This is a genomic window from Stieleria maiorica, assembly GCF_008035925.1.
GTDB lineage: Bacteria > Planctomycetota > Planctomycetia > Pirellulales > Pirellulaceae > Stieleria > Stieleria maiorica.
Genome location: NZ_CP036264.1, coordinates 8128686 through 8145347, shown reverse-complemented (window position 1 = coordinate 8145347; position 16662 = coordinate 8128686). Strand labels below are relative to the sequence as shown.

The window sequence follows — 16662 nt, the reverse complement described above, 5'->3', positions numbered from 1 at the left end:
TCTGCCTTCTCATCATTCTGCCTTCTCATCGTTTTGCCCCCATCGTTTTGCCCCCATCGTTTTGCCGGTCTCAATCGCGGCGAAATGGCTTCCGCCACCAAGCCCCCTCATCGCGCCGCTCCTCCGACGGCTCGTCGATCAGCCGCTGCAGCGACTCGCCGATCATCGCGCACGCATCCGCATCATGGAGCGGGATCCCGTCGGTGATCCGTCGGATCCAACGCGACACCTGCCGATCACGCGTCCGCAAACACTCCGTTGTGATCAACGAAACCAATCCGATCGTGTCACCACGGATGCGATCGGCGAGCGTGTCCGAAAGATCACGGTCCCACGCGGCCAGTGATTCCGACCAGGCGGCGACCCCCGACGCGGCATCGATCAGGTTGACCTGCGATCGGTGATCGACGACCAAGTTGTTGGTCGTCACACTGCCATGCGTGGCACCCACGCGGTGTGCCGCCGCGAGTGCAAACGCCACACGTACCAGCATCGAAAACCGTTGGGTCGCGTCTGATCCCGGAGCGGCCTGCCCGAACGGATTGCCAAAAACCCAGGGCCGAACCACCGCAAGGTGCCCGTTGTTGATGGCCGCGATCCGCGGCGCGCCCCAGGCGGGATGCGTCACGTTGCTGGTGCCTTCACAGATGTCCAAAATACGTGTCCGCTGCAAACGCCCCAGCGTCGCCGGCAGCGGGATGATCTTCATAGCCACCGTGTCACTGTGCTGGGTGTCACGTCCCTTGACCAACCAACAACGCCCACGCGGCAGTTGCATCGTGGCGATACAGCGGGCACCGACCATCCACTCAGGAGGCTTGATCGGGATCGGCACGTCGATCGAATCGTCTTGGGCAAGCTCTTCCTCCGGCCGGCCGCCGCGAGGCGGCGCCCCTGCGATCGTCATCTGACGCTGGGCCACCGAGCAATCCCATTCAAGACTGTCGCCGGGAGCGACCGTGGCAGGGCCCCGATGAATCTCGCCCGGCCGAAATTCCAAATGGATCAATTGGCGAATCGAATCGGCCAGCTGGGGGAAACGTTCAATAAAGAACTCGGCATCGCAACGCTCGCCAAGTTCCCGACGGACGCAAAGCTCGGCATCGATCAGATCCAGAAGATCATTCTCGCGGTCGGCAAGCCCTGGAACCTGTTGCAAGTAATCTTCGGCAATCACATCCCGGCCGCGTCGACGTTGGCCGATCAAGTCGACCGCAGCCAATTCCACCAGACCGCTTGCCGGCAACGACGTCGGGTCGACCAGTTCGACCAGCGGAGTGACCGGATGGATCTCGCGCTGACGCCGCAACCATCCGATCAATGCATCGATTGCGGCTCCCCCCAACGGCGTGTCGCGGCCGTCATCGGCGGACGAAGACGAGGGGCGGGGCTCACCCATCACGGCGACTCCGGCAAACCGATTTCATCGCGGGCCCGATCGAGTGCCCGTCGCACCCGCATCCGCGCGGTGTCAGGTTTGACCCCCAGCCTTTGGCCGATTTCGTTCCAGTCGTGGTTCTGCAACATCATGTCCAGCGCGAGTGCGTCGCGATCGCCCAGGATCGACCGAACCCGGTCGGCAACTTCCCTCCGCAACGCGATTTGGCTGGGCGAAGTCTGCCCGCCACGCAGTTTGATGTCTTCGACCGGCGTCGCTTCGTTGCGACGAAAATCGCGACAGTGGCGCGCCAGCGTGCGAAACGTGTCCACCACTTCGTTATCGATCGCGCGCAGGATGTACGACAACACATCGTCCGCCGTCAGCGACTCGGCGTCGGTTCGCTTTGCCAAGTCCACCATCACTTCATTGCAGATGTCCATCGACTCGGTTTGCCCGGTCAAACCGTATTGTCGCAGACGCGTGCGGGCGCGGCGGCGAAGCTGACCGCCAAAGTTTTGCCACACCTGATCCAACGACGCGTTCTCGGAGCGCTCGCCGGGCGAATCAGTGTCGTCGGCTTGGAATTCATTTGGCATGTGCACGGAGCCTCCGATTCAAGTTTATCGCGGTCAGTGCCATCGCGGCAAATCGGACCAATCATCCTGCATTGTCGGCCGCGTTGCAGGTCAGCCCGCGCCTGACAACGTGTTGGCATGTACCGCATACCAGACGCGGCTCAACCGTAGCGACCTTCGCCAGAAGGTGGATCCCCACGGTGTTGTCCACGCTCTGGCGAGCGCAGCTACGTTGCGGCCCGGTGTACCCCCTACTCCCCTTGGTGCTCTTGCTCGGTATCCAAGACCTCGACCGCAGTATCCTGCGTCGTCTCCAGCCGCCTTGCGCCGACGATCGCCAGGATGCCCAACACCAACAACAGCGTTCCGCCGACGCGCAACGTGGAAACCGGCGTCTTGGGGTTACCGAGCAAACCGTAGTGATCCAACAACAACGCCGCGACCGTTTGACCGGTCATGACCGCGGCAAACCAGGGCAGTGACCCGATTCGCGGGACGATCAACAGCGACGTGGACACCATCACCACGCCGATCGCACCGCCGAACCAAATCCACCACGGTAAACTGCGCGGCGACACCACAAACTGGGGCGGAAACCCGCCCAGCGCCAGCGTCAACACCAACAGAATCGCCGTCCCGCTGCCGAACGAAATCAGTGACGCTTGCAACGGGTGCGCGACACTTTTCCCGAGTGACCCGTTGATGCTCGGCTGTGTCCCGAGCAGCCCGCCGGCCAGCAGGCCGACACAAATGGCGATCAAAAAGAACGTGGTGGAATGGTTCAAGTCGAACCCAAAAACGGTTGAAGCAATTCGACGGTCCCGGGATCACGCAAGGCGAGTTTTCCGAACCCACGCACGCAACCGGCCTCCATCGCTGCCTGCTGGTGTTCTTCGTAATTGGTGACCAACATCACCGGCACTTGGCCGACCTGCTGATCGGCCTTAATCTTTTTGACAACTTCCATTCCGTCGGAATAATCGCGATCCAGTTTCCGGTTCACCGTCACCAGCGCGACATCGCGCCGGCGCAGCAACTCCAGGGTCTCCTCCGCGTTGTGCGATTGCACAACGACACAATCAAAATTGGAGGTCACGAACTGACGGATCGAATGAAAATCGGGACCGCAATTGCCACAGTCGACAACAGTCTTCGTCATTTCGATTGCTTCTCGATGGCGAACAACTTGTCTTTCGTGCTGATGTAGATCCGGCCATTGGCGGCGATCGGCGTGCTGTACACACTGCTGCCCATGTTGATCTCTTCGATCGGTTCGTTGTACTGCGGACCGAACTGGAAAATCGCGACATCACCGTCTTCGTCACCGACGTAGACGTGGCCATCGGCGATCAGCGGGCTGCCCCAGCTTTGGGCGAACATGTCATAGGTGAAGTGGACCTTCGCCTGGCCGTTCTCCCCACGGGCGTCCAGACAGTGCAGCAGCCCCGAGAAGTCGGCGACGTAGATCACGTCGTCTTTGATCGCACAGGTGCCGATCGTGCGGTGCATTTCCTCTTCAAAGTCGATTTCGCCGTCGTCGTTGTTGTCCGACAGCGAGTAGTGCCAGACCACGGCCGAATTCGGATTGTCGACCGCAATTTCTCCATTTTCCGGTTCAACCGCTTGAATCCGCTTGTGCGGGATCTCGGTCCGCGTGTCGCCTTCGACCTTCATCGCCAATTGCGGCGACACGTTGCCGCGTTTGTTGGGGTCGATGCACCAAAAGTGACCTTCGCCCTCACCGTGCTCGGGGTCCTGTCCGACAGCGATGTAAACCAGATCGTTGTAGACGACCGGGGTTGCGATCAAATTGTTTCGCGTTCCTTCACCGCCGATAACCCACTTGGATTCTTTGGGATTGCAGTCGAACTTCCACAGCAATTCCGGTTGTCCATCGACGCCGCCATCGGCCTTGAAGCTATACAACCAACCGTCACCGCCACAGAACAGGACTTGCGGGACGCCGCCGAGCACAGCGACGGTGGGGCTGGACCATTGACCGTGCAGGATGTTGGTTCCCGGCGAAGAATCTTGCCACAGCAGTTCGCCGGTGTTCTTGTTCATGCACAAGAACGTCGGTGCATCCGGAGCGGGCAAGTTCAAGTGGGATTCGTCCAAACCGTTGCTGGTGTTGACGAACAAGTAGTCGCCGTAGCTGGTCACGCTGCACGAGCACATGTTGTGTTGGCTGGTGCCCAGTTCCGTCATCATGTTGAAAATCCAAATCGTGTCGGCATCGCGTTTGTCCGACACGCCCAGGTTCTTGAACACGCTCAATCGCGGGCCGGCCTTTTTCAACTCGAATGACCGATCGACGCCGCCGAAATTGCCCGTCGCGACCCAGCTGGCGCCTTCGTTGACCGCTTCGATTTTGACATCGCCGCTGACTTCTTCGCCGGCCGTTGCGAGCGCTTCGACAAGTGCCTCGGAAAGCTTGCCTTCGCCCAACGCGGCCACCGCCGCCTTGCCTTCGTCGCTGGCGAGCATCAACTCGGCGACAAACGCCACCTCGTCCTTCACCGGACCGTCGTCTTCGTTGTCATGAAACCCTTCGGTGTCCAAACAGCGGACTTCGCCACGGCTGGTGACGAACCATAGCCGATTGCCTTCGACCAACGGGGCACAGCAAATCCCTTGCAGCGGCCAGTCGTGGACACGGCCGGTGATCAGTTTTTCGCTGCTGTGTTGCCACAAAAATTCGCCGTCGGCTTCGTTGAATGCCAACAGACATCCCAAGTCGACCTTGGACGGATAGCGTTTCAGGTGCCCGGCTCCGTTGTTGGTCCCGACGAAGACGCGACCGCCGGCGACGACGGGGTTGCCGTACGTCTGGCTGCCCAGATTGGCATACCAAACAATGTTCTCCACATCGCTCTTGTCCCACTCGCCGGTCCGACGGTCAAACTTGCCGATGTTCCAGGTCTGTGGCAAACCGGTCACGCCGGGCGTGTTGTTTCGCAGCCGTGATCCGCCCCACTGGGGCCAGTCCTTTCCGGCCGCAACCACTTCATCCGGGTCGGAATACTCGGCGACCAACGTGGTCGCGTCCGATTGACGCCCCGTATCGGCGTCACCGGCCGGCTTGGCAGCGACCTTGGCGACGGGCTCGCTGGCTGCAGGCTCGCTGGCTGCAGGCTCGCTGGCTGCAGGCGCGGTAGCCTCGGGCGTGCCGGCCACCGGCTCAGTCGTTTCGGTTTCGGCCGTTTCGGTTTCAGCCGGTGCAGGCGTGTCGGCGACCGGTTCGGCAGCCGGCAATTCCAGCGTTTCCGGTTCGGCCGGCATCGGGATCTCAGCGACCGGTGTTTCGGCCGCGACGGTGGTGTTGGCGGTGGTATTGGAAACCCAGCCGGTCGACACCGTCGTGTTGCTGCCGGTCGTGTTGCTACCCGATGTGTTGCTGGTCGCCGCGGCACGTGGCACCGCGGTCGGCGGCTTGCAACCGCTAAGCGTCACGGTGGCGAGCGTGCCGAGACAAAATGCAGCCAAAATCATCGAGAACGCCGAGAGTTCTTGTTTTCGCATTGCGATGGGGTCAGTTGACCGATGTGTGGGGTGGGAAAGAGCGATTCGGAGGGGACATCAATTCTAGGCGACATGACGGATGAATCAATTCCATCCGCGCTGTCACTTCCAGCTGGACTATCGTGGTGATTATTCGTCGGTGTTCTCAACGACTTCGATATTGTCCAGATAGATCTCTGCGACCTTGGCGTTACCGTACAAACCGGGGCTGGCGCTCAAGTTGGGCGATTCGTCCCGTACCGTCAACGTCCATTCCTTGGGTTCCTGCTGATCGCGAGGCCAAACTTTGCCGCGGACCACGGCGACCTGTGCGGGGGCTTGGCTTCCCAAATCGACACGCAACTTCATGCGGTACCACTGGTCTTCCGACCAGGGAAACTCCGCAACGGCCGAGGAGCGTTCCTCCGACGCCGCCCAGGTCCGAATTTGCACCTGTTGAGCCTCGCCCATTAAGTCGAGCACATAACCGTGTGCCGTCAACCCGATGTCCGGAAGCGCGCCGAGTGCTCGGGCACCGCGGACATCGGCCGAAATCGTGTACTCCGCCAAATCGCTCGGCCCCATCCAGGCGCGGCTTCGGGCCCCCTTGGGGATCGTGCTGATTTTCGTCAACGCCGGTGATCCGTCGATTTCGCGAATCACGTGGCGATAGCGGGCGCCGACCCAGGACAATGGGGGATCATTCAAGTCGTCGAAGGTGAATTTCCAGGGCAGCGGTGGGATGACCCGGACGCGTGCCGTTCCGGTGGCCTCTCCCAGCTGAGCGACGACCTGGACGCCGGTGTGTGCCGCGTCGGCTGCCGCGGTCAACGTGTTGCCGTCGATCGACGCCGCGCCGCCTTCGACACGAAAGGTGACACCGTCGGGGGTTTCCAGCTTCTGGCCGATCGCGTTGAAGACGTTGACTTTGTACTCGATCGTTTCACCGGGTTGGATCACGGCTTCGACCGGTACGATCTGGACCTGTGCGATCTCGGTGTCTTCGGAAACCGGCGTCTCCTCTCCATAGGCGTCGCTCATCCGCTGGTCGGTCTGCCGGGCCGATTCGTTGCTGATGCAGTACAGGTTGCGCGTTCCTTGGAAATACAACCGTCCGTCGGCGACGATCGGCGAAGCGACAAAACCTTCGCTGCGCAGGCGCCCGTCGTTGACCACTTCGAACCCGTCCTCGGTCGGTTTGACGACCGACCAACGACCATTTTCGGTCGTCACGTAGATCTTGCCGTCGGCGTACAACAGGGCCGATTTCTGGCGACTGTCGGCAAAGCGTTCTTGTTCGACGATCGCTTCGCCGGTTTCGGCATCAAAGATCCACATCTTGCAGCGGTCGTCGACCAGGTACAAACGGCCGTCGACCAGAACCGGTTCGCTGAAACCCGCCACGACTTCAAATTGCTTCCACAATTCGGTGGCTTGGGTCTGGTCACCGCTGCCGGAAATTTTCAATCCCGCGACGGCCCCCATCACGTTGGCCGACTCGCCGACGTTCTCTTCGTTGTGGCTGCAAAACACTTTGTCCCCGACCACCAATGGCGCGGCGAACAAGCCGCGCATCGACAATTCGTATTTCCAAAGCTGCTTTCCGGTGCGGGGCTGAATCCCCCACACCTGCCCGTCACCGAACCCCATGATCAACTGGCGTTGGCCGTCGATGGTGGCGATGCTGGGCGCGGAGTACGAGGTGTCGTAGGGCAGGTCGCGGGTGCCGCTGAACCAGACAAATTCGCCGGTCCGCTTGTCCAGGGCCAGCATACGGTGGTTGGGTTTGGCGTACTCGCCCCAGTTGATGATGATCCCGCTGATGATCACCAAATCCTCGTGAACGATCGGGAAATTCGTCCGGCCGCCGTAGGTACTGAGCATCCCGAACTGTTCGTGCAGCGGGACCTTCCACAAGGTTTCGCCCGTTTTTCCATCCATGCACTGGAAGATGTCACAGGCACCCAGCACGTAGACGTTGCCGGAATCGGGATCGGCGACGACGCTGGTCCAACCGACACGTTCTCCGGGAACGTCGGACAGCCAAACGTTGTAGCTGTTCTCCCAAATCGTCTCACCCGTTTTGGCGTCCAAGCAGACAACTTTTTCGCCTTCACGCTCGGTGTCAGGCAGATGCCGCTGGATCGAATACAACCGGCCATCCATCACCACAGGCGTGCAGAAGCTGCCGATGTCGTCGCGTTTCCACAACAAATTGCTGCCCTCGCCGCCCTTGGGATCCCAGTCGTCGGGCAATCCGGTCACCTCCGCCGTCCCGTCCATGTTCGGACCGCGCCAGTAGGGCCAATCGGCTGCATCGGCCGAAACACCGAGCCACAGCATCGGCACCATCAAAAGAGAACTCAGCGCCGCCTTCAGTCGACTACTGCAGTGGAGAATGGATCGCGTCATAAGGAGGGAGGGTTGCAGGAGGGGAGTTGGACAACGCACGTGGGTCTCGTCAATCGTTAGTTTAACTGGACGATCAGCTTCGCTGGGCTGATCGAGTGTCGCAATGCCGCCAATCGGAGCGTCATCAGTCGAAATGCTCGTCGGCGGGGTCAAATTTTGGCAGGCAAACGATCACCACTTCCATCCGCCCCACCGCACGATGGCGTGTGCCGGGGGGAATCAGGATCGAAGTTTTCGGTCGCACCGGATGCAATCGGCCATCCAATTCGATCGCCGCATCGTCATCACACTCCAGTACGACGTACACCTCGGTGTGTTCGCTATGGTAATGCGTTTGGGCCGATCGATCGATTCGCGTTAGATGAATTGTCCCGGGAAAATCCTCACGCTCGGCAAATCCTCGGCGGGCGATGCCACAGGGACATTGAACCCCCGGCAACGCTGCCAAATCGACAACCATGGGGCCGGCACTGGTAGGGCCAGCAATGGTGGGGCCTTGATCGGTCATGAAGCGTCGTCTCCATCGCTCGGGGCTGTCAAATTGGCGGTGATCACAACATTATTCTCCACACCAGAGGGACCGATTGGGGTGGCGAACGATAAAACCGCGTGAAGATTTCTGCTCGCGACTAATTTCGCCTAACGCTCATAATTGAATTTTCGGCGTTCGCCCCGCCACGGTGCGACATTGTGTCACCACCGCTGGGACAGCGTTTCAGGTGATCGCTTCCGGGAGAAGCCGATGCGGGGATCACGCTGATGCAGACGGCGACCACCCTGACGAGCGGACCAGCAACGCCTCACCCGAACGCCGCTTGGTAGTTTATAGCGTCCAGGCGGATTGTTCCACGCGACTAATCCGGGGATCGCTTCTACCCCCGAGATCACGAGAAAACTACGCAACCGTCAAAGCTTCGCAAGCTGGCGAAAATGGGGCGGAACAGTAATCTCCGACAGCAAGCGGTCCGATACGGTTAGTGATCCCAGCTGGCAGTTTGTCCCGAACACGGACCGACACGTCAGCGAACGATCGACCCAGAATTCCCCGATGCACAGGACGTATCGGGGGATTTGAAAAGCGATTTGGGGTGTGAGTTCGATTTGCCGATGAACAGGCAAGACGTTGTTCCACCGCGACAAATTGCCATCGAGCTGAACGAAGTCGGCGGACTGTGTAACCCACACCGCGGTCCGCGGGTGCTCGAAGGGTGTCTCAAATCGGATGTGATCGCCGGCAACTTCGTCCAGCGAACGCACCCGAATGGCAGATCAAACTCGAACGACAAATCCCGCTTTTCAAATCGACCCGCGTAACAAATTAAGGGAGACGTGGCTCCGATGATCCGGACACTGATGATGATGGCCCTCGTTCTTGGCACCACCGCGTGTTGCCAAACTCAAGGGATGGACTTGCTCCAAAAACTGATGAAGGGCAGCAGCTCTTCTTGTTGTGACAGCGGTTGCGCCGCCGCACCGTGCTGCGAAGCTGATCCCGCATGCGGCTGTGAAGCCCCCTGCGGTTGTGCCGCCGAACCGGCATGCGGTTGCGAAGCTCCCGCTTGCGGGTGTGCTGCCGAACCGGCATGTGGTTGCGAAGCCCCGGCTTGCGGATGCGCAGCTGACCCGGCTTGCGGCTGCGAAGTCGCTGCACCTTGCTGCGAAACCGCGCCGGCTTGCGGCTGCGAAGTCGCTGCACCGGCTTGCTGCGACGCACCGTCTTGCTGCAAGAAGAAGGGCGGACTGCTCGCTGCCCTGTTCGCCAAACACAAGAGCGGTTGCTGCGAACCGGCTTGCGGCTGCGAAGTCGCTGCACCGTGCTGCGAAACCGCTCCCGCTTGTGGCTGCGAAGTCGCTGCACCCTGCTGCGAAACCGCTCCCGCTTGCGGCTGCGAAGTCGCTGCACCGTGCTGCGATAGCGGTTGCGACGCTCCTTGCGGCTGCGGCCCCAAGAGCGGCGGACTGCTGAAGAAGCTGTTCGGCAACCTCTGCAAGAGCTCCTGCGACAGCTGCTGCGACGCCCCGGCGTGCGACAGCGGTTGCGGATGCGGAGCGACCTACAGCGCCCCGATGGCCCCCGCACCGGCTCCGGCTGCTGCACCGGCCACCGACGCCGCCCCCATGCCGCCCGCTCCGATCGTCGATCCGAGTGCGAGCATCTCACAGAAGCGTCGCGTCATTCAAGCCAGTGCTCGCTACGTCCGCTGAAAAAGCGATGCGTAGCAACCGGGTGCTAAACCCGGCTGCTGGTCTTCAGACGTGAACCGCGAAAGCGGCTCGGCAGTTCGCTGCCGAGCCGCTTTTTTTCGTTTCAGGTTTCAGGTTTTGACTCGTTCCCGGGCTCCGCCTGGGAACGGGTATTTCCAGAGGCTCCGCCTCTGCTTGCACGCGGTGTGCGTGGCGGGAGCCAAACCCGCGGTGCGTTCCAAGGCAGAGCCTTGGAACGAGGCTGATGCCCACGGATGGCAGCGCGACCCCACGGATGTTGTGCGGTCGGTGATCCGTGGGTTCGCGCTGCCATCCGTGGGCCTTCTCGCTCTCCCAAGACTTCCACCCCAAAATGCACTCCCTCCATGAAGAACTTTCCTGGCACGGCGGGTAAAAAACGCCAATTGTCGCTTTCTCCCGTCCCGGTCACATTTCGTTGACAAAACGTTACGCTGTAGTCGAAGCGACAGCCCTACTTGGCCCCGCCAAGGTGGAACCTGAAACTTGAGACCTGAAACTTCAAACGACAAGAAAACATGTCCGATCTTTCCGAATCGTCCGTCCGTGAACTACTCGATCGCCACGTGGATCCCGAAACAGGCCGCCCGATGGGATCGATGGGGCAAGTCGTTTCGGTCAGCATCCGTGACAAGCAAGCCGACATCACCCTCGGGCTTTCCTCGCACTCGCTTCCGATCCAAGACGACGTTCGCGACGCCGTGACATCGAAACTTGTCACGGCGTTCCCCGGTGTCCAAGCCAACGTGACCTTTCAACCTCACGCGCGACCGGCGGCGCGGGTCGGTCAGACCGCCCTGCGCGCCAAAAGCGTGATCGCCGTGGGCAGCGGCAAAGGTGGTGTGGGTAAAAGCACGGTCGCGGCATCGATCGCATTGACCTTGCGACGTCTCGGCAGCCGCGTCGGATTGATGGACGCCGACGTCTACGGCCCTAGCATCCCGCACCTGCTGGGACTTTCCGGTCGTCCCGGGTTTAGCGAGTCCAAGCGGATCGACCCGATCATGCTCGATGACAATCCCGATCTGTCGCCGATGCCCGTGATGTCGATGGGATTCCTGGTCGACCCCAACGAAGCGGTGATTTGGCGGGGACCGATGCTGCACGGGTCGATCAATCAGTTCTTGGGCATGACCGAATGGGGCGAGCTGGATTACTTGATCATCGACATGCCGCCGGGAACGGGTGACGTCGCGCTAACACTGTCACAAGCCATCCCGCTGGCCGGCAGCGTGGTCGTCTGCACGCCCCAAGAGGTCGCCTTGCTGGATGCCGTCAAAGCGATCGCGATGTTCCGCAAGGTCAATATTCCGATCTTGGGGATGGTGGAAAACATGAGCGGATTCCTATGCCCGGATTGCGGCAAAACCTACGACATCTTCGGCGCCGGAGGGGCGCGGGAAAAGGCCGAACAGATGGACGTTTCGTTCCTCGGCGGTCTGCCGCTGGACATCAAATTGCGGATCGCCGGCGACGAAGGCAGACTTCCAGCGGTGATCGACAGCGACGCCGCCGCCCGCGCACCGCTGGAACGCATCAGCCAAGCGATGGTCCGCACCCTGGCCGCCCGAAACGCCGCCACCCCCCCCAAACCAACGCTCCCCACCCTTTAAGCCCCTGCTGGGCCGTCGGCTTAACGTACGACGGTCCCTTCCGGGCCGTCGACCGCGGGCCTCTCCGCAACGCCGAGAGTCCTCCCACAGTTCCACCAACAAAAAAAAACCGCCCGGGGGGTAACCCGAGCGGTCTGATGGATGGATGATGCCGATCGAGAATCGGCGAAGGACAAGAAGTCTACTTGCGCTTCTTGGCAGCCTTCTTCTTGGTTGCCTTTTTCTTAGTAGCCTTCTTCTTGGTTGCCTTCTTCTTGGCAGCCTTCTTCTTAGTCGCCTTCTTCTTAGCGGCTTTCTTCTTAGCAGCCTTCTTCTTGGTTGCCTTTTTCTTGGTTGCCTTCTTCTTGGCAGCCTTCTTCTTGGTTGCTTTCTTTTTAGCCACGTTTTTCCTCCGCGGAATTGGAAACGATGGCGAGTCATTGTGACTTGCTTGGGGACGTCCCCGACAAGCCACCGGCCACGGCTCACCATTCGCTAGTAAGTGCCAGACAAACGTTGATGCCAGTTATCCAACGGACCATTCAATGCTGTCTGACGTAAACCTGCGATATTTGTACGCGCTGCATGAAATTCCGCAACATGTTTTCGCAAAAATTATGCTTGCAAGACAGTTCGTTCCTGCTACCGCGCGCTCGTTGAACACCGACCGCGCGCGTCACCGCTTGCGCCATTGCAACGTCGCGCGTCGAACCATGCATTGATACCGTGATCGACTTCGCTGCGTTCCGCATCACCGCGCGCGTGTTGACGCAAACATCGATACAGCAATGCGTTGTGCGCATTGATTGATTTGCGTGGTCGGAACATCGACCAACAATCCATGCCTTGCGAAGTGATGTTGATCGTTGATCATTCGATGCATCCACGCATGTCTGACAACACTCCATGCAGCACTCAGAAGACAGATCGAACGCATGCAAAACTTTTTAGGAAATTTTTTGTGATCGACCGCTTGTTTGAACTGTCTTGCCATCGTTGGTCGTCCATTACACCAACGCTTTGATGCATCGATGGAAGCGCATTACGTCGACACAACCCATCGATTGATCACTGCGTTCGACGTCCACCGATCACCTCGTGACGCAACCGTTAGCCGGCCAGTTGATTTAATCACACGTGGGATCAGCCGTTTCGCGTGAGCGTACTGGCCACCAATACCAAGAAAATGCACTGGGCCCGTAGGCTCGCGCCATACGGCTGATTCAATCAACAGGCCGTTAACGCCACCCGTTGTTCATCGGGTTGAGCATCTGGTAGCTGCTGAAGCCGAACATCAAAAAGAACACGCCCATCATCGGTTGGCCATGGTTGAACGCATAGAAGGCCAACAAACCACTGCAGATCACACTGACCCACAACGATTGAGCGACCGTGCCACCGTTGATCACGATCAGACTGCGCGCGATTCGACCGCCATCGAGTGGCCAGACCGGAACAAGGTTCAACAACGCCCACAAAACGCTCGGCAGGATGTAGAACGTCACCAACGCCAACATGCCGCGACTATCCATCACCGCACCCTCGGTCACCCAGGGCAGGTTTGCCAAAAACGCGGGCATCCAACGGAACGCTGACACTTCAAATCCTGCCAACTTGACCGCCACGATCACCAACAGCGCCGACAACAACTGAAACGCCGGCCCTGCGGCCGAGATGATCAACTGCTCCTTCTCGCCGATCCGCGCGATCGAACGCCCCGGCGTGTACGTGCTGGTGGGAATCGCCAAGCCGCCGAAGTGATACAGCACGATCGACGATTGAATGCCATAGTGGCGGAACGCCAACGCGTGACCGAGTTCGTGGATCAAAATGGACACCAACAAACAGAGCGCCCAGGCAATCATCAGCGGACCGACGCCCAACTCTTCACTGGAAAAGAACCGGCACAGGCTGTAACCGAAAACGACCGCACCCAACCAAAAGGTCACTGCAATTCGGACCGGGAACCCCAGCAACGTGAAACGGATGTCGTAGGCGGTCTCGGGGGGCTCGGATAACAGCATTTTTGATGCCTGTGCGGACAAAGTAGACGACTCGGAGCGTGGTCCTATTCGCAAAGCAGACCACGACCTTGCCCAGAATACCGCCTGATGCCCCGTCTTCACAGTTCAGGCAACTCGCCGGCGAGCCTCTGCCGACGCACTTGCATCGTGAATTCCTGTCCGAGTAGCTATAATGGAGACAGCGGCATCATCGACCCATCCCGCCTTCCACATGGGTCGCGACACCCGCGATCACCTGGATCGCCCCCTGTTGCCGCGCTCGATCCCACCTCCAATGACCTGCCGAGCGATGATTCAAGCCTTCCCGCCCATCAATCCGAAGACTCGATGCAAGGCGAGCCGGACATCGCCAGTTTGCGCGAGATACATCGTTAGCCGCCCGTCAAACGTAGCTACCTTCGCCAGAAGGTGGATCTCAGACGTTGTCCACGCTCCGGCGAACGTAGCGACGTCAAAGTGGCGCTGTCCAGCCAAATATGCGCGTGACTCGTTCATGACCGCCACGCGACGTTACGCAACGACGACGTTCGCGATTTTGGCAGTGATCGTCACCTCGCATCCGCCACTGCAACACGCGACCGCCGCAGAAGCGGCCCACAAGAAACAAACGCAACCTACCGATGGACGCAACCGTCACGCGATGACGTTCTTGCAACAAAACTGCCTGGACTGCCACGACGGCAGTGAAGGCGAAGGCGGCTTCGACCTCAACCGACTTCAACCCGATGACCTGACAGGCTCTTCCGCCCCCAAGAACCTTGCGACTTGGGTTCGCGTGATTGATCGCATCGCCGACGGTGAAATGCCGCCATCGGAATACGGTGAAGTCGATACAGATCAAAAAACGCGGTTTCTGAAGACCACCTCCAAGTCGATTGACAACCTGGTCTCGTCACACCATCAATCTCTCGGACGCGTGCTCTCGCGACGACTGACCAACCAACAACTCGAGCGCACGCTCGGTGACCTGTTTGCGATCGCAGCCCCGCTCTCGCAATTGATGCCCGACGAACAGCGCACCGATGGCTTTCGCAACATCGCCGATGCTCAGTCGATGTCCCACTATCATCTCGAAGACCATCTTCGTGTCGTCGATGCGGCCTTGGACCTGGCCTTCGCCCGACTTCGCGACAACCAGGACGAGACCGTCATCGATCTGCCCGCGGAGCGAATCGCCAATAAGCGTCCGGGCCAACGAAATCGCGACCCCGAACTGCGTCAAGGCGCGGCGGTCATCTGGTCCGGTGGCGTCTCCTTTTATGGACGCATTTCCCGCAGCACCGTCGACAAGCCGGGCTGGTATCGCATCACGCTCGATGCGTCTTCGTTGAAGATGCCCGACGACCGCGGCCTTTGGTGTTCCATTCGAAGTGGCAAATGTGTTTCCAATGCACCGCTGATGCACTGGGTCGGTGCCTTCGAAGCGACCGAGTCGCCGAAAACGTTTACCTTCACCGCGTGGATCGAAGAAGATCACATGCTGGAAATCCGCCCCGCCGATGTCACGCTGAAAAAGGCGAGTTTCAAAGGCGGTCAAATCGGATTCGGCGAAGGCGAACCGCAAAACGTTCCCGGTGTCGCGATGCACGCGCTAACGATCGAGCGGATTTATCCGGGCGGAGACCGAGCCGCCGTCAAGCATGCCCTGTTCGGCGATTTGGATGTTCGATACGACCGAAAATCAAAACGCTTTGAACTCCGAAGTGACACACCGGCGGAAGACCTGAAAAAACGTCTGCATGACTTTGCCGCCGCAGCCTTTCGCAGCCCCGTCACGCCGGAGGTGTTGCAACCCTACACTCGCCTGATCGACCGCGGCATCAAGGACAACGACGATCCGATCGATGTGCTGCGACAAGCGTATCGAGCCGTGCTGTGCTCCCCGCGATTCATTTATTTCACCGAAGCGCCCGGACGATTGAGCGACCACGCCGTCGCCAATCGGCTCAGTTACATGTTGACCGGCAAAGCCCCTGACACGGAACTGCGTGGGGCAGCCGACGCAGGCCGTCTATCCGATCCGGCTGAGATTGTTGCCCAGACACGCCGTTTGCTCGATAGCCAAACGCTGCAGTACTTCATCAACGATTTCTCCGACCAGTGGCTGGACCTTGCCGACATCGATTTCACCGAACCGGATCGCCGGATGCATCGGGACTTTGACCTAGTCGTTCAAAACGCGATGGTCGGTGAAACGCGTCGCTACCTGGAAACGTTGATCGTCGAAAACCAGCCCGCGCGGATGCTGGTCGATTCCGACTTCACCTGGCTGAACAATCGTCTGGCACGCTACTACGACATCCAAGCCGACATCGCCCCGTCGCAATGGAAACGTGTTTCGATCGCGGACCACCCCTTCCGCGGCGGTCTGATGACTCACGGATCGATCCTGAAGGTGACCGCCAACGGGTCCAACACGTCGCCGGTCGTCCGCGGCGTCTGGATCTGCGACAGATTGCTCGGCATACCCATCCCCGATCCACCGGCCAACGTGCCCGCGATCGAACCCGACGTCCGCGGTGCCACGACGGTTCGCCAGATCCTTGAAAAACACCGTTCGCAAACCGAGTGCGCGTCCTGCCACGCGAAAATCGATCCGCCGGGGTTCGCGTTGGAACACTTTGATGCCGCCGGCAAGTGGCGGGATCATTATCTGACGCGTAAAGGCAAGTCGTACAAGAAAGGCCCCCCAGTCGACTCGGCGTACCGGCTTGCCGACGGTCGGGAGTTCGATTCGTTTGTCGCATTTAGAAACCTGGCCGCCGACGATGACCATCGCATCGCCCGCAACTTTGCCGCGCAATTGCTCATCTACGCGACCGGCCACGAGATCACCTTCGCCGACCGTAAAACTCTGGACCAAATCGTCTCTCTAACCACAGCCGACGGCTATCGATTGCGCTCGCTGATCGAAGCCGTTGTGACCAGCCATACTTTCCTTACCAAGTGATACG

At 59.7% G+C, this 16662-nt stretch carries 13 protein-coding genes; 3 read left to right on the top strand and 10 right to left on the bottom strand.

Features of this window, described 5'->3' with window-relative positions:
* Positions 1-70: 70 nt before the first annotated feature.
* The 7 genes from Mal15_RS27665 to Mal15_RS27635 form a co-directional block, all read right to left on the bottom strand.
* Positions 71-1399: a protein kinase family protein gene (locus tag Mal15_RS27665; protein ID WP_147870717.1), complete on the bottom strand. Its 1329-nt coding sequence runs from the start codon at positions 1397-1399 to the stop codon at positions 71-73.
* Positions 1399-1977, bottom strand: coding sequence for an RNA polymerase sigma factor (locus tag Mal15_RS27660; RefSeq protein WP_147870716.1), 579 nt, complete (start codon positions 1975-1977; stop codon positions 1399-1401). Before Mal15_RS27660 ends, Mal15_RS27665 begins: the two co-directional genes overlap by 1 nt.
* Before the next feature lie 230 nt (positions 1978-2207).
* Complete coding sequence (locus Mal15_RS27655; protein WP_147870715.1) at positions 2208-2741, bottom strand: DMT family transporter; 534 nt, start codon at positions 2739-2741, stop codon at positions 2208-2210.
* Positions 2738-3115, bottom strand: a complete 378-nt coding sequence (locus Mal15_RS27650) for a response regulator (RefSeq protein WP_147870714.1) — start codon at positions 3113-3115, stop codon at positions 2738-2740. The genes Mal15_RS27655 and Mal15_RS27650 overlap by 4 nt, the downstream gene beginning before the upstream one ends.
* Complete coding sequence (locus Mal15_RS27645; protein ID WP_147870713.1) at positions 3112-5478, bottom strand: outer membrane protein assembly factor BamB family protein; 2367 nt, start codon at positions 5476-5478, stop codon at positions 3112-3114. Before Mal15_RS27645 ends, Mal15_RS27650 begins: the two co-directional genes overlap by 4 nt.
* Before the next feature lie 129 nt (positions 5479-5607).
* A complete protein-coding gene (locus Mal15_RS27640; RefSeq protein WP_233903070.1) occupies positions 5608-7869 on the bottom strand; it encodes an outer membrane protein assembly factor BamB family protein in 2262 nt (753 codons plus the stop codon).
* Between the two features lie 124 nt (positions 7870-7993).
* A complete protein-coding gene (locus Mal15_RS27635; RefSeq protein ID WP_233903069.1) occupies positions 7994-8329 on the bottom strand; it encodes a cupin domain-containing protein in 336 nt (111 codons plus the stop codon).
* 1192 nt (positions 8330-9521) lie between these two features.
* Between Mal15_RS27635 and Mal15_RS34270 the strand changes: the two genes are divergently transcribed.
* Positions 9522-9785 carry a hypothetical protein gene (locus Mal15_RS34270; protein ID WP_167547087.1) on the top strand — a complete coding sequence of 88 codons (264 nt, stop codon included), beginning with the start codon at positions 9522-9524 and terminating at the stop codon, positions 9783-9785.
* Between the two features lie 138 nt (positions 9786-9923).
* Here Mal15_RS34270 and Mal15_RS34955 read toward each other — a convergent pair whose 3' ends face one another.
* A complete protein-coding gene (locus Mal15_RS34955) occupies positions 9924-10046 on the bottom strand; it encodes a hypothetical protein (RefSeq protein ID WP_261344528.1) in 123 nt (40 codons plus the stop codon).
* A 564-nt stretch (positions 10047-10610) separates the two neighbouring features.
* Here Mal15_RS34955 and Mal15_RS27625 point away from each other — a divergent pair.
* A complete protein-coding gene (locus tag Mal15_RS27625; RefSeq protein WP_147870710.1) occupies positions 10611-11705 on the top strand; it encodes an Mrp/NBP35 family ATP-binding protein in 1095 nt (364 codons plus the stop codon).
* Between the two features lie 181 nt (positions 11706-11886).
* Here Mal15_RS27625 and Mal15_RS27620 read toward each other — a convergent pair whose 3' ends face one another.
* Both Mal15_RS27620 and Mal15_RS27615 read right to left on the bottom strand, forming a co-directional pair.
* Positions 11887-12087, bottom strand: coding sequence for a hypothetical protein (locus Mal15_RS27620; protein ID WP_233903602.1), 201 nt, complete (start codon positions 12085-12087; stop codon positions 11887-11889).
* An 835-nt stretch (positions 12088-12922) separates the two neighbouring features.
* Positions 12923-13708: a site-2 protease family protein gene (locus Mal15_RS27615; RefSeq protein WP_147870708.1), complete on the bottom strand. Its 786-nt coding sequence runs from the start codon at positions 13706-13708 to the stop codon at positions 12923-12925.
* Positions 13709-14201: 493 nt separating this feature from the next.
* On the opposite strand from Mal15_RS27615, the gene Mal15_RS27610 reads away from it, so the two are divergent.
* Complete coding sequence (locus Mal15_RS27610; RefSeq protein WP_233903068.1) at positions 14202-16658, top strand: DUF1588 domain-containing protein; 2457 nt, start codon at positions 14202-14204, stop codon at positions 16656-16658.
* Positions 16659-16662: the final 4 nt, after the last annotated feature.